Here is a 17,948-nt window from a genome sequence, read left to right on the forward strand (position 1 = left end):
GCTCAGAACAGCCTGATCTGCTGGGCCTGAGGCTGCTCCGGTTCCGGCGCCCTGCGGGCGCCTGTCTCCCGGGTCACATACCGCCCCCGGATTCCGGCGGCCGCCGGCAGCAGCCAGCAGCGGCCGAAGCGGTCGGGGCCCCGGAGCAGCCCCATCCGCCGCATCTCGGAGAGCACCACCGTCACCAACTCCGCGATGGACAGGGCGCCCAATGCCGCGCCCCAGGACGGTCGGTGCTGGCTCCGCAGCTCGGTGAGCAGATCCTCCAGTTCGCCGGCGGAGATGGCCACCGCCCCGTCGGCGTCTGCCGACCAGCGACCTGCCGCCACGCCTTCCTGGCAGCGGCCCAGGAGCAGGAGGATGGGATGGAAGAGGTAGCGGGTGTGCCGCTCCTCCGCCTCCTCGCCGGGGTCCGGGTAGAGGTCGAGCAGCACCGCGCCGGCGTGGCGGGCGGTGGTGGTGCGCCAGATGCGGGCGAAGCTCGAAGTGAGCTCCACCTGCCAGCCCAGGGAGGCTTCCAGGTCCCGGTAGACGGCCTCGTAGTTCGCCTCGAGCGCGGCAAAGGCCTCCGGATCGTCGGCTTTCCAGAAGACGGGCCCCAGGAGCAGGGCACGCCAGGCCCGGGTCAGCGGGGGCGCCTCCTCCCCGGTGGGCGGGGCGGTTCGCCGCCCGTGGTCAGCCGTGACCGCCACGGCCAGGCTCTCGTAGCTGAAGTTGGCCAGGAGGCGGGGAGCCATCTCGGTGAACTCGTACATCACTTCCGGGGGTTCGCCCAGGTAGTCCTGGCCGGCCACCCAGCGGTCGGCATCGCCATCCCGCAGGAGCAGGCCGCCCAGGTCGATGAGAAACTGAAGCGCCTGCACCAGGGCTTCCCGGTGCGACCGCTCAGCGAGGGTGAAGCGGCCTTCAGACACGGTGGCGATCCGCTGGGCCAGTTCCGAGATCACGAACCAGTCGCGTGCGGTGGTCACCAGGGTCTCGGCAAACCAGAGGACCCAGCAGAGGCAGGCATAGGACAGCGGGGAACGGAGCCGGGGCAGGCCCCGGTGGAAGAGCACCTGGGAGGGCATCCGCTCGAGCCGGTACACCCCCCGTCCGGACAGGATCCGCCACCGGGGACGCTCGTGGAACCAGGCCTTCAGGTAGCCCTCGTGCAGCGCGACCCGCCGGTAGGCCTCGGGCTCGTCGGCCTGGCTGATCAGGTAGCGGTCCATCAGGTCCTGCAGGGCAAGCTGCCGCTGTTCGGCGGCGCCGGTGGTGGCCATCAGCGCGGACCCCCTTTGTGCAGCCGCAGGATGACGTGCGGAAGGGTGGCCGTGCCGTCGGCGGCGGACAGCCGGCCCAGCGGGGCGTCGGCCTTCACCTCGGCGGTCACGCTCCAGTTCCGGTAGCCCACGCCGACCGGCCCCTGCTGGGACAGGGCCTTGTAGAGCAGGCGGAGCAGCAGCTGCCGCTGGCGAGGCTCGCGGACGGTCAGGTCGCCCAGGTCCAGCTCGCTTTCGTCGCCGAAGAGCTCGGCCAGCTCCTGGGCGGCCCGGTCCCGCTCGGCCTTGGCGGACAGCATCTTCTGCAGGGCCTCGCTGGTGCGGTCCGCAGTCGCCTCGGGCTGCTGGCGCGGGCGCTGCCCGCGCCGCACGGCGTAAAGCGGCACGGTCACCGGCTCGGCCTCCCACGGGTCTTTGTCCGCCGGCGGCGGCGCCTCGCCCCGCCAGTGCAGGGGAAGGGTGGCGGCGAAGACCACCTGGGCCAGGCTCTCGGCCTGCTCCAGCGATGTGCATTCGCTGAAGCGCCGGGCGAGGTCCAGGAGCGTCTGCTCACGTACAGAGCCGCCCAGATGCTGTTCGGACAGACGGCGCGCGTGCCGGGTGATCTCCGACACCCACGCCTGGGCCCGCTCCAGCAGCACGTCCACGTCGCCCTGGTCGCCGAAGTAGCCGATCAGGGCGTCGATCTCCCGCAGGAACCGCTCCTTCTGCCGGTCGAAGTCGGGGCGGGAACCGTCGGCCCGCACCTGCTGCGCCTCGACCACTGCCGCCGTGGTCGCCAGCAGTTCCTTGCTCCTCGCCAGCACGCGGAGCCGCATCCGCAGCTGCTCCCGCCGGTCGAACAGGCGCCTGGCATAGTCCTGCAGGTACGGGATGAGGAGGTCCCGGTAGGCGCGGAACGCCTCGTAGTCGAGCACCTCCCTGGGCCGGTGGCGGGGCAGGTCCTCCAGGTACTCCCGAATTCGCCGGGAGAAGGCGCCGAACGACTCGTAGACGCCTGCCCAGAGCCGGTGCGCCTCAGGCGCCGCACCATCGCGGTGGAGGCCATCCTGCTCGATGAAGTCCGCGAGCTCCCGCACCCGCTGCACCAGCAGATCCAGCGCAGCGGGATCCAGGGAGGCCGCACCCTCCTCCTGCTCCAGCTCCGCCCGCAGGGCCTCCAGCCGCAGGGCGATCCGGCTGGCCTGGTAGACGCGCGGCTTCTGCCGCAGCTCCATCAGGTTGGCCGGCTTGCTCTGTTCGGGGATGAGGGTGACCAGCCCCCACTTCTCCATCTGGTCCAGGTGCTGGCGGCAAGTCGCATCATCGTAAGGAAGGTACTGCTGTACGAAGGCGACCAGGTCGTCGGTGCGCACGTAGGTGATGTGGCTGAGGCTCCGCTCGTAGAAACAGCGCATCAGCAGCCGGTAGTACTTGCCGTCGGGATGGCCGATGAGGTAGTTGGCCTCGGGCATCTCGGCGGTGACGGCGCGAGGCGGCATGAGGTCACCTCTTCATGGTTCTGGTGTTATCGATCGAGTTTCCCCGTCGCGTCCTCCGGATCCTGCTGGCAGGTGCCGTGACCGAGACGATCCGCACGATGCCCGGGCGGGGCGTGCGCATCAGCAGTGGGTCACCTCAGGCCCCGCACGCGACCGATCCGGCGCGCCACGGCCCGGGGGGCAGGCCACCCTGCCTCCCGGGCCGCTCCTGCGGTATGGGCTTGTCGTGGGTCCCTTCACCGCGTGACCGCCGGGCTGCGGGGCTCTTCAGCCGACGGTCGCGGGGCTCTCGAGCTCCACGGTGACGCACAGTTCGCCCCAACTGCCCTCCCAGTTCCGGGTGAAGGGCAGCTTGGCGATGATCCGGCGCATCCCCCGGTTCTCGGCCAGCATGTACGCCTGCAGGCGGGTGTACCCCAGCTCGCGGGCGACCTCGACCAGCTCGTGGCCCAGGGCCGTGCCGATGCCCTCGCCCTGGCAGTCGTCGCGCACCAGGAGGGCGATCTCGGCGCAGTCCTCGTCCATGCGGCCCAGCTCGCCGATGCCGATGACCTCGCCCTCGCTCAGGGCGAGCAGAACCGCCCGGTCCGCAGGGTCGCTGTTGCAGAGACGTGCCGCCTCGGCCTCGCCGGAGATCCGCACCGCTGAGCAGTAGCGCAGGCGGAGCGCCCGAGGCGACAGGCGATCGTACAGGGCGGCGACGCGGGGCGCATCCTCAGGCGTGCATGGCCGGATCGTGACCAGACGCCCCGTCCAGGATACAGTGATCGTCGACTTGTGCTGCAGAACGGCTGGCATAAGCAGCCCCCACCTTCCGAATACGACTGCGACTATTGTTACTGTTTTCACTTATAGTCTATCCCGGCAGGCCTCGGGCATACAATGACACTTCCGGCTCTATCGCACCCCCGATTGGACGGAATCCAACGCATGCGAACGCGCCCGGGCCCCATCAGGGAATCCGGGCGCGAGCGCCAGCGCGCGAAACGGAGTCGGGTTCAGCCCTCACTCGACGTGGATGTCCAGCTCCTTGATCAAACGGCTGTACATCTCGTAGTATTCCCTGATCATGGCCCCGAACTCCTCGGGATTCTTGTAGTTCACCGGCTGGTAGACATCGGCCATGGCTTGCTGGAACTCCGGATCAGAGGTAATCTTCGCGAACAGGTCCTCGTAGTAGGCCAGGATCTCCTCGGGCAGCCCGGCTGGGGCGGCGATGCCCTTCAGCGAGCCGGCGTTAACGTAGTCGATGCCCAGCTCCTTCAGGGTCGGCACGTCAGCCAGCATGGACTCCCGTTCGGGGCTGGCGACGGCCAGGATCCGTAACCGGCCGCCCTTCACATGCGGCATCAACTCAGACTGGTGGCCGGGACCGAAATCGACCTGGTTGCCGACCATGGCGGTGGTAGCCGGACCGCCGCCGGCGAACGGCACGCCGGTGATCTCGCCCCCGGCCGCCTTGGCCACGGCGCGCACGGTAATGTCCATCAGGTTGCCGACGCCGGACAGGGCCGCCGTGACCTCAGCGGACTTGGCCGCCTCCAGTAGCTGCTCCATGGTCTCGTAACCAGACTCGGTGGACGTCGCGAACAGGATGGCGTGGTTGGAGAGCAGGGCGATCGGCTGGAAGTCGTTGATCGGGTCGAACGGGGCCTCGCGCAGTTGCGGAGCGATCAGGTCCTCGCCGGAGCCGTAGCCGATCATCAGGGTGTACCCGTCGGGCGCGGCCTTGGCCACGGCCTCACGGCCCACCCAACCGCTGCCGCCGGGCTGGTTCACCACGGTCAGGGGCTGGTCGACGTACTTGGGCCAGATCTTCTCCACCACGCGGGCGAGTACGTCGGTGGAGCCGCCGGCCGAGTACGGCACGATGAGGGTCACGGCCTTCTCCGGCTTCCAGGTCTTGGTCTCCTCCTGGCCGGCCGGCTCAGTGGAGGTCTGCTGGCTGGCGGTCTGCTCGGCGGGGGTCCCGTGTGTGGCGCTCTGTTCCGTGCTGGCCGGGGACGTGGCGTCGGTGCTCGTGCCCGAACTGCCACAGCCAGCCATGAAGACGATGCCGGCGACGAGAACGACACCCAACACCTTGTGGAAATGCCTCATACCAAGGATCCTCCTCCTCATCCGAATTCCGAGTTGTCTATCAGGCCTGTGCGGTCCGTCTGTGGGAGCGGAGCCCCTTGGCCAACTGGCCAATCACCAGGGCGGCGAAAATCCTCAGCAACGTCACAGATATCGGCCGGGTGAAGAAGATGGCGGCGCTGCCACGGGACATGATCAGCGACTGGCGCAGCGAGTTCTCGATGGTCGGGGCCAGCACGAACGCCAGGGGTAGCGGGCCGGGATCGAAGCGGAACTTACGCATGAAGTAACCGAGGACGCCGAAGCCGATCAGCACGAAGACCTGGAAGACGTCGTTGGTGGTGCTGTACACGCCGATCACCGTGAGCAGCACGACCAGGGGGCCCAGGATGTTGAAGGGGACCTTCAGTAGCCGTACCCAGACTCCCACCAGCGGCAGGTTCAGGACGAGCAGCATCAGGTTGCCGATGTACATGGAAGCGATGACGCCCCAAAAGACGTCCGGATGCTCCGTAATGAGGAACGGGCCGGGAGTGACGCCCTGGATCAGCAGGGCGGCGAAGATCACCGCCATCGACGAGTTGGTGGGAATGCCCAGCGTCAGCAGCGGGATGAACGAAGCGGTAGAAGCGGCGTTGTTGGCCGACTCGGGGCCAGCCACGCCGGCTATCGCGCCCTTGCCGAACTCCTCCGGGTGCTTGGAGAGCTTCCGCTCGGTGGCGTAAGAGGCCAGCGAGCCCAGCACGCCGCCGCCGCCGGGGAGTACGCCAACGGCGAAACCGAGCACGGCCCCGCGGACGATCGCCCAACGGGACTCAGCCCACTCCTTTGCGGTCGGCAGCAGGCGACCGATCTTCGCGGTGATCGTCCCCATGAAGTCCGCCTTCTCCAGATTGAAGAAAATCTCGCCCAGGCCGAAGACGCCCATCGCCAGTGTGGTGAAGTCGAAGCCGCTTTGCATGGCGACGCTCCCGAAGGTAAACCGAGCCTTGCCTGTCACCGGGTCCAGGCCGACGCTGGCGAGCAGCACGCCCGCCGCCAGCAGGACGACACCCTTGGCCATGGAGCCTCCCGAGAGGAAGACAGCCAGGAAGAGGCCGAGCAAGGTCAGGGAGAAGTACTCGGGCGGGCCGAAGTCCAGGGCGAACTCCGCGACCGGAGGCGCCACGAACGTGAGCCCCACGACGGCCAGGGTGCCTGCGAGGAAGGAGCCGATGGCCGCGATGCTGAGCGCCGCGCCAGCCCGCCCCTTCTTGGCCATCTCGTAGCCGTCGATAGCCGTAATGACAGACGCCGCCTCACCCGGGAGGTTGAGCAGGATCGAGGTGGTCGAACCGCCGTACATGGAGCCGTAGTAGATGCCGGCGAGGAAGATCAGGGTCGTGGCCGAGGAGCCCATCGAGTAGACCACGGGCAGCAGGAGCGAGATGGTGCCGGCGGGCCCCAGGCCGGGGAGCACGCCGATCGCGGTGCCCAGCAGGCAGCCCAGGAAGGCGAACAGCAGGTTGGTGGGCAGCATCGCGACCGAAAAGCCTTGCATCAGTCCCTGCAGACTCTCCATGCCATTCCCTCCCTAGCTTCACAGTCCGAGGGGGGACGTGGGCACGTGCACCCCGAGGAGCACCACGAACAGGAGGTACATCCCGGCCGCGCCCAGCAGGGTCACCAGCGTGGCCCGCCGCCAGTTCACCCGCTCCACGAGGAACTGCCACAGCCCCAGGAACACCAGCGTCGAGAACAGGTGCCCGAGCGGCTTGAACAGGAGGGCGTACAGGATCAGGAACAGGAGCCCCAGAAGCGGCCGCAGCCAGTTCTTGTCCGGCCACAAGGGCCGGGGGTCCGGGTCGGGCCCGCGCACCTCCCACAGCCAGCCGATGCTCCCCCCGATGACAGCCAACGAGGCGAGCAGGGGCATGAAGCCGGAGCCCGGCACCCGCAGGGTGCCGACCTTCAGCTTGATCACGGAGTAGACGGCCGCAGCCACGCCGATCACGATGAGAACCACAGCCCCGATCCGATCGTGCTTCTTCATCCGCCCATCTCCCCCTCACCCGCTCGACCGCTGCGCAGAAGCACCTCGGGGTTGACGATATACCGGGGCCGCCGGCCGGTGAGGGCGTCGATCACGCCCTGGGCGGTGGTAACCGACATGCGGATGACGCACTCCCGGGTCTGCGCCGCGCTGTGCGGCGAGAGCAACACGTTATCCAGCTGCAAGAGGGGGTTCTCCGGGTCCACGGGCTCCCGTTCAAACACGTCCAGGGCGGCCCCGGCGATGCGCTCCTCCCGGAGGGCCTCCACCAGGGCGCCCTCGTCGACGATCTCCCCGCGGGCGAAGTTGACCAGGAAAGCGGTGGGCTTCATCATGCCGATCAGTTCCCGGGTGACCAGGCCCCGGGTCTCCGGCGTGAGCGGCGCGTGGATGGACACCACGTCCGCTGTGCGGAAGAGCTCCGCCAGGTCCGCCACCATGCGGATGCCATGGGCCTGCGCCGCCTCGGGCGCCACGTACGGGTCGTAGCCGATGACCTGCATGTCGAAGGCGGCCTGCGCCTTCCGGGCAACCTGAGTGCCGATGCGGCCGATGCCCACCAGCCCCAGCACCTTGCCTTACAGGTCGATGGCCTTCAGATCGCCGCGCGCCTGCCACCGCCCGTCCCGGACGGCCCGGTCCATGAACACCACCCGCTTGGCCAGGGCCGCGATCGCGGCGATGGCGTGCTCCGCCACCGAGACGGCGTTGGCCTCCGGCGTGTTGAGCACCAGGATGCCGCGCTCGGTCGCCGCGGCGACATCGATGTTGTCGACGCCGACGCCGTGCTTGGCGATCACCCTCAGGTCAGGGGCCGCCTCGATGATCTCCCGCGTGCACGGCGCGAGGCGGACGATGATGGCCTGCACCCCGTCCAGTTCCGGAATGACCGCTGCGGGCGAGGGATCCCGGGCTGCGATCACCTCAAACCGGTCGTCGAAGAGCAGGATCCCTTCTTCGTGGATCGCTTGCAGCATGAGCACCTTGATCCTGTCCGCCATCTCCCGGCTGCTCCTCCTTCACAGGGCCGAGCGATAGATTGCCTCTACCTCTTCAACCGTCAGGTTGCGGGGGTTGTTGTCCATGAGCCGTCGCGTCGCGTGCGCGGCCGCCGCCATGGCGGGGATGTGCTCCTCCCGGACGCCGAACGCCGACAGCCGGGAGGGGATGCCGAGGTCGGCGCAGAGCCGCTGGATGGCCGCCACCGCACGCTCCGCCGCCGCCAGGGCGCTGAGCCCGTCCACGGGCTCACCCAGCAGCCGGGCGACCTGCGCGAACTTCTCCACGCTGCCCTGCAGGTTCCACGGGAGCACGTGCGGCAGCAGCGACGCGTTGGCGATGCCGTGGGGCACCCGGAACTGGCCGCCCAGCGGGTAGGCCATGGCGTGGACCGCGCCGGTGCCGGCGTTGCAGATGGCGATGCCGGCGTACAGGCTGCCGAGGGCCATATCGGTCCGGGCCGCGAGGTCCCCGCCGCGGAAGACCGCGGTGCGGATCGACCGGCCGATCCGGCGGATGGCTTCGGCGGCGAACAGGTCCGTGGTGGGCGCGGCCTTGACTGAGGTGAAGGATTCCACCGCGTGGGTCAGGGCGTCCATCCCGGTGGCGGCGGTCACCCCGGGCGGCGCTGTCAGGGTCAGCTCGGGGTCCACGATGGCCACCGCGGGCATCATGTACGGGGAGACGATCCCCTCCTTCACCTGCGTCCGGGTGTTGGTGAAGATGGCGTTGGGCGTGGCCTCGGCGCCGGTGCCGGCCGTGGTGGGCATGGCGATCACGGGCAGCCCCGGCCGGGGCACCCGGTCGACGCCGAAGTAGTCGTAGGCCGTGCCGCCGTTGGCGGCCAGGACGGCTGTGGCCTTGGCCACGTCGATCGCGCTGCCGCCGCCCACGGCCACCACAAGGTCGGCCTGGTGGGCCTTCACCTGCTGACCGGGTCCAGCCACTCCGCGCTGGGCTCGGCCATCACGTCGGCGTAGACGGCGCACCGCACGCCGGCGCCCTCCAGCATCCGCTGGAGCCGCTCCGGGGTGCCGGTCGCCAGGAGACCGCGGTCGCTGACCAACAGGGCCCGGGTGGCACCGAGCCGGCGGGCCTCGTCGGGAAGCTGAGCGGCCGCCCCCGGTGCGGCCCAGATCACCGGCGGCGTCCGGAAGGGATACATCACACCGATCATCGGAATGGCCCTCCTCACATCTGCTGCCCGACGCCCGACAGGCGTCCGGCGAGCTCGATGGCCGCGATCATGCTGCCCTCGTCGGCAATGCCCTTGCCCGCGATGTCGAAGGCGGTGCCGTGGTCGACGGAGGTGCGGATGATCGGCAGGCCGGCGGTCACATTCACGCCTTCGGCGAACCGGCGAGCTTGATGGGGATGTGCCCCTGGTCATGGTACATGGCGATGACGGCGTCGAACTCGCCGGCCATCGCCCGGGCGAAGACCGTGTCAGGCGGCCACGGCCCCGTGGCCTCGTACCCCTCCTCCCGGGCGGCCTGGATGCCCGGAACGATCTCCCGGATCTCCTCGTCCCCGAACAGTCCGTTCTCGCCGGCGTGCGGGTTCAAGCCGGCCACGGCGATGCGCGGGTGCTGAAAGCCCATGCGCCGCAGAGTGCGGTGCGCGACGCCGATTACCCGCCTGCCCCGGTCGGCGGTGACCAGGTCGATCGCCTGCCGCAGCGAGACGTGCACCGTGACGAAATCGAGTAGGAGGGGGCGGCTAACCCCCGTCCTCTCACACCACCGGACATGCGGGTCCGCATCCGGCGGTTCGCCAGGATTGACGAGTCGCTTCATAGCATTCGGTCAGGCTTATCAGCCCCTGGGCACGCCAGTAGGCGTTGCCCAGGGCGCTGTTTAGTGGGCCACCTGCCATTCGCCACGGGCCTTTGCGGCTGTTGGCGAGTTGGTAGACTACCCATTCGGGCAAACCGAGGGCGCGTAACTCCCGAAAGCGCGTGCGTACACGCTTCCACTGCCTCCATACGCATGCTCGCAGCCGACGCTTCAGCCATCCTTCGAGTCTTTCAAAGGCTGACCTGGCATCGGAGAGCGCATAGTACCCAACCCAGCCCCGCAAGTAGGCATTCAGGCACCGGATTCGGTCCTCCATGCTCTGGCTGCGGTTGCGGTCCGTCAGCGTGCGGAGCTTGTCCTTCACGCGTTTCAGGCTCTTCGGGGCCAGCCGGATGCGCACTCCCCGGTGCTTGTAGAAGCTAAACCCGAGGAACTGCCGCTTCCACGGCCGGTCCACTGCGCTCTTCTCCTCGTTGACCTTCAGCCGTAACCGCTCCTGCAGGAAGTGGCGCACGCTCCTGTAGACCCGTTCTCCCGCCCGCTTGCTGCGGACGTAGATGTTGCAGTCATCGGCGTACCGGACGAAGTGGTGGCCACGGCGCTCCAGCTCCTTGTCGAGGTCATCCAGCAGGATGTTCGCCAGCAGCGGACTCAGCGGACCGCCCTGCGGCGTCCCTTCCTCCGTCGCCACGACCACCCCGTTCAGCATGACCCCGGCCTGTAAGTACCGCCGGATCAGCCGCAGCACACGCTTATCCGTTACCCGCCGCGCCACGCGGGCCATCAGCACGTCGTGGTTGACCCGGTCGAAGAACTTCTCCAGGTCCATGTCCACGACCCAGTCGTACCCTTCCTCCACGTACTGACGTGCCTTCCTGACCGCATCATGACCCCGCCGCCCCGGCCGAAAGCCTGGGCGCCTCCGTTCCGCTCCACCCGTTTCAGGGCGGCCAGCATGTTCTCCCTGGCCACCACCTGCTCCATCAGGTTGCTGTGCTCCCCGCGGGGTGACGTTCCGTCTTGTGCCGGCTGCCCACTCCGCCCTCTCGCCGTCCCTTGCGGCTTCACCGCTACCTCCGGCGAGCAGGCCCCGTGCGGGGTCTTCTGCGTTTGTCGCGGGCTGCTCGAACGCAACGGGTTCACCCCTCTCCTGACGTTCGGCCCTTCCCGGTCGGGGCGTCCCCCTGCCCGTACTATGGCCTTTGCTGACTTCTGCCGGTTCAGCTGCGTCTCCCGACGCAGGTTACCAGCGTTGCTGGCGTTCCCGGCAGATCTCCCCGGGTAAGAACGCTGACCTTCACCCCGCACCCGCCCCATCTACTGCACCGCCCTTTGGCAGCCTCGGGTTTTGCTGTGGTTCGCCAGCTCACCCAGGCGGCACAGCCTCGTATGAGGTTCGTGTTCCTCGGGTCGTGGCTTTGCCTCCGGCTTCCTCCAGATTCCGCCTCGCGACGGACACCCTTGCCTTTGGCTAACGGGCTGGTGCTGCCTCGCCCGCAGCGGACTTTCACCGCCAAGTCAGCGCCCATGCCGGGCGCACGAGACCGAGGGCCCGACCGTCAGCGGCCGGGCCCTTTCCCGTGTTGCGCATGGGTGCAGTCGCTCATGCCGCCCCGTGCTGGGCGCGGCCCGGGCGTGCGGGCCGCCCGCGCCGGGGGTTGGGGCGTGCGGGATCAGTCCGTGATCGCCCCTCCCTCCGGGCCGCCCGCCTCCACTGGCTTGGACGAGAGCACCTCCACCCGGCGGATCACGCGGTTGTTCTCCGGCCGGGTGTCCTCGGGGTAGTCGATCTCGGCGACGATCTCCCAGGTGCCCGCGCTCAGCCCCGGGATCGTGCCCGTCTTGAGGGTGCAGCAGGGCACCCGGTCGATGGTCACCGCCTGCCATCCCCCAGCCGGCGCCGACCCGCCGGACTCCGGCCGCGCCCAGAGCCGGAGCGGCACCTGGATCGCGCTGCGACCGAGGTTGTTCTGGTAGCCGAGGTAGATCCCCACCTCGAATGGCCTGCCCGCGTCAGCCATCGACGGAACGGCCAGGTCCACCACCGACGGGTCGTCGACGACGACCTGTGCAGGCTGCCGGATCGTGTAGGGCACGATGAGCACGTTGTTGGCCAGCCCGCCCTCGGGGCCGGGCTCCCCCTCCCGCTCAATCAGCTCGGCCACCGCGCCGGCGCAGGTCTTCTCCGCCGGCAGCCCCTGCGCCGCGGCCATCCCCCTAGCCAGCGCGACCTTGGGGTTGGACGTGTGGGCCGTGCTCAGGGCGTACACGGTGGGCAGATCGATGACCCCGACAATCCAGCCCTCGGCCGGATCCCCCTCGGCCAGGGTCACCGTGAGCGGCACCGGGTAGGGTTGCTGCGGCCCCAGCTCTCCCGGCAGCGGCACCTCCCCCAGCGGGCGGACCAACTGGCCGTCCGCGTCCGTCACGAACCAGCGCACGGTCCAGGGACCCGGGCAAAGGGCTGCAAGGGTGCGCGTGGTCATCTCCAGCTGCAGCCGCGGCTCCAGCGCAACCGGCGTGCCCGGGGTCAGTTCCAGCGGAGCGGGCGCATCCAGCCACCGCAGGTCGTAGCTCTCCCCCGTCCGGAAGGCCACCAGGCGGCCGGAGGTTCCGCCGTCGGTCTCGAAGTTGACGCCGACCAGCAGGAGGCCGTGGGCGAAGGCGGGGTCGACGCCGACGCCGGAGACCTGGGAGAAGTTGTACGGACCGACGTTTGGCCGCTCCCCAGCCTTCAGCAGGAACAGCCGGTCGACGGGGGTACGGCTCTCCGGGTGGATCAGCGCCGCCCGGGCGGAGCCGCCGCTGGGGTTGCCGTTGTCCAGGGAGTAGCTGTAGAAGAAGCCGTTGACGTCGCCGAAGAGAAGCGCCCCGCGGCTGCCCAGGACCAGCGGGGCGGTGTTGAGGGAGGCCATCCTCCCGTCGAGCCGCTCCGCGGGGCCGAACTTGCGATACCACTTGAGCTCGCCGCTGGGGCCAATGGCCACCACGGCGCCGTCGCTGCCGGTGGGGCCGTCCCGGAGGCCGACCCCGGTGTCGCTGTAGTTGCGCAGGGTGACGTAGAGGTGGGTTTCGGGGCCGTCCGGGGTCTGGCGAACCTCCACCGCGGGTTCGGTGTTGGTGAACGCGGCCTTGGCGCCGATGAGGGCGGGCAGGGGGATGGAATAGGTGCCCCAGCTTTCGGGTTCACTACCGCTGATAAGCGAGGCGCCCCACAGGTGCCCGCGAGTATCCAGCCAGTACGTATTTGTACCGTCTGAGGTAAAGTTGCCGGCGAACCCTGCGGGGCCGTCAACTGTCCAGAGGAGGTACGGGCGGTAGTTGTCATTCCGGTCCAGAGCGAGCCGAACCGCCCGACCACCCTCGAAACCGTCCGTTCCAATCACAAAGCTGGGATTTCCATCGTGCGGTGGGGCAGTTACCGCCGACGGGGTGATGAAACCGCCGAAGCCCCCAGCTACGTGCTTGGTGGTTGCAGCTTCGTAGACCCTCCAGCTTGGATGTCCATCTTGACGATCCAGACCTTGCACCACCCAAACCTTTCCATGCGAACGAGGGCAGAGCGGGCGACCTGCGGGCCGATCTTCCTCCCCTGGGTAGTTGGGGCGATCCGCGACAACCACGATGTCACGCCCAGAATCATGTATGACCAGGGGAGATCCAACAATAGGACACCCCAGTTCCAACTCCAACGGACGAAACCAGCCCTCCACGGTATGGTAGGCCCAGACCCAGCCGTATCCAGTACCGAAGTAGAGCACCTGTGTTTGTGGGCTGTAAGAGGGACTCGACTGGGGTGCAATCAACGGACCACCCGGCGCCCGGTTGAATGGAACGCCCAGTCTTGTAACCGGATCCTCAACTGCTAACGCCGTTGCCACCGGCGGCAGAAGACCATCCAAATTTATCTTCCACAGGTACTCCCCCGCCAGGTGGTATACCGCACCATCGACCAACACCGGTTGCGCTGCGCTCTCGCCCAGTTCCTGCGTTTCCCAGTGCGGCACAATCCCTATGAGACCGTGGGGATCCTCCACCACCGACATACGTTGCGGAGTCCCACCTTTCGTGATCCAGTCGCCGGCCAGAGCTGATGGCGCCGTGACGGACGTGAGCCATACAGCAAGTGCAGTAGCCAGCCACCTTGACCACCGCCGCATGACCTGAATCCCCCTAGCTCAAGTTTCGCGTGAATAACCCGCACTCCGTACAATGGAAACCCATTGAAAAAGCATCAGTCTGAACCAATGATACATGGTGGGATTTGCCCCTCTTAAACCACCATGTGGAGGTTCGACTGATGCAGTCTCATGGTACGACGCCCGAAGTCACTGCGCAAGCCATCAAATGCACCACCCGGCATGGTTTTCTTGTCGCTCTTGGTTGGGTAGCGCAAAGGCTGAACCTGGTTGACGTGTTGAACCGGCACCTGCGGATCAATCAGAAGACCTACACCCATACGCCGGTCGACAAGGTAGTCGAGGCGTTGGTTGCCATTCTCGGCAACTGCCGCTACATGAAGGACCTGAACTTCGATCCCGAGCCGCTGGTCGCCGACCCTGCCGTAGCTCAAGCCTGGGGGCAGGAACGCTTTGCTCACTTCTCCACCGTCTGTGCGACCTTCAGCAAACTAACGGAGGAAAACGTTCAACAACTTTCCGATGCACTGGCGGAGATCCAGGCTCCCCTGCTTCAGCAGGAGGTTGCGGCGGTGGCTGGCCCAGACCGGTCCGGAATGGTCATCGTGGACATCGACCTCACCGGCCAGAAGGTCCGGGGAGAGACCAGGCAGTACACCGGTACCGACTTTGGCTACATCCAGGGGCAACTGGCCCGCGGCTATCAGATCGCAGCCGCCTTCCTCACTGGAAAGCAGCAGCGCTTTGCCATCGACGGCCTTCTCAAGTCCGGTAAGGCCAACAGCCGCTCTGGCGCCTGCCTGCTCGAACTGATCCCCAGGGTGGAAGCCCGGATCGGCCGCCCCCTGCGGCGGGTGGAATGGGTTGAAGCATGCCTGGCTCAGCAGAAGGTGCGGGTCCGGCAGTTGCATCAGGCATTACAGACGGTATCGGGCAAGGGCAGCGCCCGGCGGAAACAGAAACTGCAGTCCGAGTTACAGGAGACGGTCCAGGTCATCCGTGAACTGAACCATCGGCTCCGGCAGTACAGGCAGGACAATCAGACGAACCCGGCTCCCCTCCGGATCGTGCTGCGAGCCGACAGCGCCTTTGGCACGCCGGAGGTGATCCAGCGGCTGCTGGAGCTGGGATACGAGTTCACCATCAAGTCCTACTCCGGAAGCAATCCCGCCTACAAGCGCCTCTTCGACGCCGTGCCGGCGGAGGGCTGGGTTGAAGTCGAGAAGAACCGGTTTGCCTCCGAAGCCGTTGCTGTGCCTGGCCCAACGCTGCTCGCACCGTATCCGGTGCGGCTTGTCGCCATGCGCCGCTGGAATACGGATGGCCGGGAAGTCCGCAGCGTGATCCTGACCACGCTCCAAACCGAGGCGCTAACCATGACAGAGGTCGTGAAACTCTACCACGGACGCCAGACCATCGAAGCCGGATTCCAGGAGTGGAAGGGAACGTTTCACTTTGGTGCACCCCGGCTGCGCAAGTACGAGGCCAACGCCGCCTTTACGCAGCTCGTCCTGTTTGCCTTCAACCTGGTGCGTTGGGCCTGGCGCTATCTGAGCACCTCCTCGTCCAAACTGGCCGAGGCCAAGAGTCGACTCCTGGTACGGGTAGCGGCCCGGTGCCGGGCAACCATACGGTGTATTGGTGACACGCTGCGGCTGGTGTTCAGCCGGGGTACTCCCCTGGCTGGAGCGGAGATTACCCTGAACCGGGCCGTTTCTTACCAATGCACTTTTTCAACACCACGAATGTCGAGTTGTTCGCGTGAAACTTGAGCTAGTACCGCACCGCACGGTTCTCCAGGTACCAACTCGGGTATTCGTACAGTGGGAACGTCGGCGTGAAGATGTGGACCTGATAGGTACCCGACATGGTGCCGTCATCAAGCCGGAATATGGGCTCCTTCCCCACCCAGTACACTTTGGCGCCCATCTGCTCGGCTACAAACCGAACGGGTACCATCGTCCGGTCGTTCCGGATCACAGGGGGAGCATCCAGCCGGACTTCACGGCCATCCACAATCGCAACGGGATGGTCGATGGTCAAGGTAATGGTACGCTCCGGTATCCTCACCACACGTTGCTCGAAGTAGAAGCGGTAACCGTTCGGCAAGTACTCCTCAGCATCAAAAAGATCCGGATAGTCATATCCCTCAGCCGGAACTACTTTCATCACTTCACGCGTCGTTGCAGGAAAATGGATGGTCACCCTCCGGCCGGTCTCATCCCACGTGACCTCGGCGCCCATCATCTCGCTGACAAAACGGATGGGCACCCTCACCCGGTTAACAGTGGTATCCAAGTACGCAGGAGTGTCAAATCGCTTGGATGCGTCCCCTTGGTTGAGATACACATAGATGTGGTCAGGACTTCCGTTCCGATCCCTCCCATCATCCCTTCCCAGTCCCGGATGCGACTTGTCTACCCAGTACAGATACTCGGCACGACGCCCCTCAGCCAACTTCTCCTCTTCACTCATTTCGAGAGCTTCGACAATAAACTGGACCGGCTCGTATCGGCAGGGTTCGAGGTACAGGCGCGTCCAGCCATACGACCGTCCAAAGACCCTGGTGATCAGTTGGGTGTCCGGCACCGGGTACGCGTAGACGTGAAGCGTAGTACCACAACCCATCCAATCCTCTCGCCAGAACCAAGGATACTCCTTTGTCCATTCAGGTAAGGGTTCCCACACCCACCAGGTGTATCGCTCGTACAGATCCGGGCGCTCGCGGAGCGCCTGTTCAACCCTCAACCGCATCTGTTCCGACATGCCCTCAGGCGGCGGTGGCGGTGACCACCCCTCCGGCCACCCAGGGCCAGGCTCGTAGTTCTCAGGAGGATAGTCCACTACCACAGGCTTCGGCTCGTCCGTGGCCGCTACCCCAACAACGGGCTGAAACAGTAAGACTGTAAGAACCAGCAAGGTGAGCCAACCGACGCGCCTCGTCTGTTCCCCCCACATCTGGCCTCCACTCCCTACGAAAAGGTGCTCACCTAGCCAATACGAAAACCCCTGAGCGAAGGTTTGCTCAGCGGTTCAAGCGCCGTTCATGAAATATGACTACTGATACCATGACCCAACACCGGACTCTTCCGTGTGTTTGATAACCTAAAAGGGAGCCATTTGGGGGCCATTTGATCACGTAAAAGTGAGCCACCTCAATCTTCCAAACCTGTAAACTGGGATGTACCGCATTTCCAGTTTGCAGGGGTGAAAGGATGAAGATCGAGATGGCTCATGGATCATGTCCCGTCAAGTGGTGTAAATCGGGTTCCCGCGAGTAGCTGCCCTAGTCAGCACTGAGGGTCAGGAAGTCCGTACCGCTGACACTCTGGTTGCTGGTGTACAGCTTGGCCATGGACGCTTGACTGAAGTACCGCCGCGGGGCTGCCGTCCATTCGTCCTGCTGTTCGATCAGGACGGCGCCGGCCAGGCGGATGACGGCCTCTCGATTGGGGAAGATGCCGACCACGTCCGTTCGACGGCCAATCTCTCGGTTCAGCCGTTCCAGCGGGTTGGTGGAGTGCAGCTGTCGCCAGTGCTCAGTCGGAAAGGCCATGTAGGCAAGGATGTCGTCTTCGGCTTCTTCGAGCAGCTGAGCCGCACGAGGGAACTGCGGTCGCAGATTGTCTGCGACAACGGCCAGTTGACGCCGTGCCGCTTGCTGGTCCGGCTGTGCGAAGATCGTCCTGACGGCAGCCGCCACCATGGACTGCCAGTGCTTCGGCACATAACTGAGCAGGTTGCGCATGAAGTGCACCCGGCACCGCTGCCAGCTGGCGCCGCTGAGTACGGTGCGGATGGCCTCCTGTAGGCCGACATGGCTGTCACTGATGGCCAGAAGGACGCCTTTGAGACCGCGTGCAACCAGTTGACGCAGAAATGCCGTCCAGAAGGCCCCGTCTTCGCTGGGGCCGACGTCCAGTCCCAGGATCTCCCGGTCGCCGTCCTCCCGTACCCCCACAGCCACGACCAGGGCCATACTGGAGACCCTGCCGTTTTCCCGTACTTTGACGTACTTCGCATCCAGCCAGACGTAGGGGTAACGGCCCTCCAACGGACGATTGCGGAAAGCCTGAACCACCTCATCCAACTCGGCGCATAGCCGCGAAACCTGGCTCTTGCTCACACCGGTCATTCCCAAGGCTTGTACTAGCTCA

13 protein-coding genes and 3 pseudogenes are annotated in these 17,948 nt (G+C 66.4%); 1 reads left to right on the forward strand and 15 read right to left on the reverse strand.

Annotated features, from left to right (window positions below; translation table 11 throughout):
* Positions 1-2: 2 nt before the first annotated feature.
* From STH_RS11135 to STH_RS19035, 13 genes and pseudogenes are all read right to left on the reverse strand, one after another.
* Complete coding sequence (locus tag STH_RS11135) at positions 3-1,265, reverse strand: TIGR02678 family protein (RefSeq protein WP_011196350.1); 1,263 nt, start codon at positions 1,263-1,265, stop codon at positions 3-5.
* The gene (locus tag STH_RS11140) at positions 1,265-2,746 is read right to left on the reverse strand and encodes a TIGR02677 family protein (RefSeq protein ID WP_011196351.1); all 1,482 of its coding nucleotides are present in this window, start codon (positions 2,744-2,746) and stop codon (positions 1,265-1,267) included. The genes STH_RS11135 and STH_RS11140 overlap by 1 nt, the downstream gene beginning before the upstream one ends.
* A gap of 267 nt (positions 2,747-3,013) precedes the next feature.
* Positions 3,014-3,544: a GNAT family N-acetyltransferase gene (locus STH_RS11145; RefSeq protein ID WP_011196352.1), complete on the reverse strand. Its 531-nt coding sequence runs from the start codon at positions 3,542-3,544 to the stop codon at positions 3,014-3,016.
* Positions 3,545-3,751: 207 nt separating this feature from the next.
* Positions 3,752-4,846, reverse strand: coding sequence for a tripartite tricarboxylate transporter substrate binding protein (locus STH_RS17360; RefSeq protein WP_050742250.1), 1,095 nt, complete (start codon positions 4,844-4,846; stop codon positions 3,752-3,754).
* Positions 4,847-4,886: 40 nt separating this feature from the next.
* Entirely contained in the window at positions 4,887-6,386 is a 1,500-nt protein-coding gene (locus STH_RS11155) for a tripartite tricarboxylate transporter permease (protein ID WP_011196354.1), read from the reverse strand.
* Between the two features lie 18 nt (positions 6,387-6,404).
* Positions 6,405-6,857: a tripartite tricarboxylate transporter TctB family protein gene (locus STH_RS11160; protein WP_011196355.1), complete on the reverse strand. Its 453-nt coding sequence runs from the start codon at positions 6,855-6,857 to the stop codon at positions 6,405-6,407.
* A complete protein-coding gene (locus STH_RS19170; RefSeq protein WP_011196356.1) occupies positions 6,854-7,429 on the reverse strand; it encodes an NAD(P)-dependent oxidoreductase in 576 nt (191 codons plus the stop codon). Before STH_RS19170 ends, STH_RS11160 begins: the two co-directional genes overlap by 4 nt.
* Before the next feature lie 6 nt (positions 7,430-7,435).
* A complete protein-coding gene (locus tag STH_RS19175) occupies positions 7,436-7,858 on the reverse strand; it encodes a phosphoglycerate dehydrogenase (protein WP_011196357.1) in 423 nt (140 codons plus the stop codon).
* A gap of 18 nt (positions 7,859-7,876) precedes the next feature.
* The gene (locus tag STH_RS11170) at positions 7,877-8,803 is read right to left on the reverse strand and encodes an iron-containing alcohol dehydrogenase (protein WP_207635381.1); all 927 of its coding nucleotides are present in this window, start codon (positions 8,801-8,803) and stop codon (positions 7,877-7,879) included.
* On the reverse strand, positions 8,779-9,033 hold the full coding sequence (locus STH_RS19720; protein WP_050742251.1) for an iron-containing alcohol dehydrogenase: 255 nt from the start codon (positions 9,031-9,033) through the stop codon (positions 8,779-8,781). The genes STH_RS11170 and STH_RS19720 overlap by 25 nt, the downstream gene beginning before the upstream one ends.
* Before the next feature lie 14 nt (positions 9,034-9,047).
* Positions 9,048-9,652 (reverse strand): annotated as a pseudogene (locus tag STH_RS19960) (PdxA family dehydrogenase).
* A pseudogene (gene ltrA / locus STH_RS11180) lies at positions 9,591-10,786 on the reverse strand (group II intron reverse transcriptase/maturase). Before ltrA ends, STH_RS19960 begins: the two co-directional pseudogenes overlap by 62 nt.
* A 539-nt stretch (positions 10,787-11,325) precedes the next feature.
* Positions 11,326-13,038, reverse strand: a complete 1,713-nt coding sequence (locus STH_RS19035) for a hypothetical protein (protein WP_011196364.1) — start codon at positions 13,036-13,038, stop codon at positions 11,326-11,328.
* 914 nt (positions 13,039-13,952) lie between these two features.
* Between STH_RS19035 and STH_RS11190 the strand changes: the two genes are divergently transcribed.
* The gene (locus STH_RS11190) at positions 13,953-15,563 is read left to right on the forward strand and encodes a transposase (RefSeq protein ID WP_043713086.1); all 1,611 of its coding nucleotides are present in this window, start codon (positions 13,953-13,955) and stop codon (positions 15,561-15,563) included.
* 1 nt (position 15,564) lies between these two features.
* Here STH_RS11190 and STH_RS11195 read toward each other — a convergent pair whose 3' ends face one another.
* A complete protein-coding gene (locus STH_RS11195; RefSeq protein ID WP_011196367.1) occupies positions 15,565-16,749 on the reverse strand; it encodes a copper amine oxidase N-terminal domain-containing protein in 1,185 nt (394 codons plus the stop codon).
* Positions 16,750-17,077: 328 nt separating this feature from the next.
* A pseudogene (locus STH_RS11200) lies at positions 17,078-17,947 on the reverse strand (IS256 family transposase); the annotation flags it as partial.
* Position 17,948: the final 1 nt, after the last annotated feature.

The organism is Symbiobacterium thermophilum IAM 14863 (assembly GCF_000009905.1).
GTDB classification, from domain to species: Bacteria; Bacillota; Sulfobacillia; order Symbiobacteriales; family Symbiobacteriaceae; genus Symbiobacterium; species Symbiobacterium thermophilum.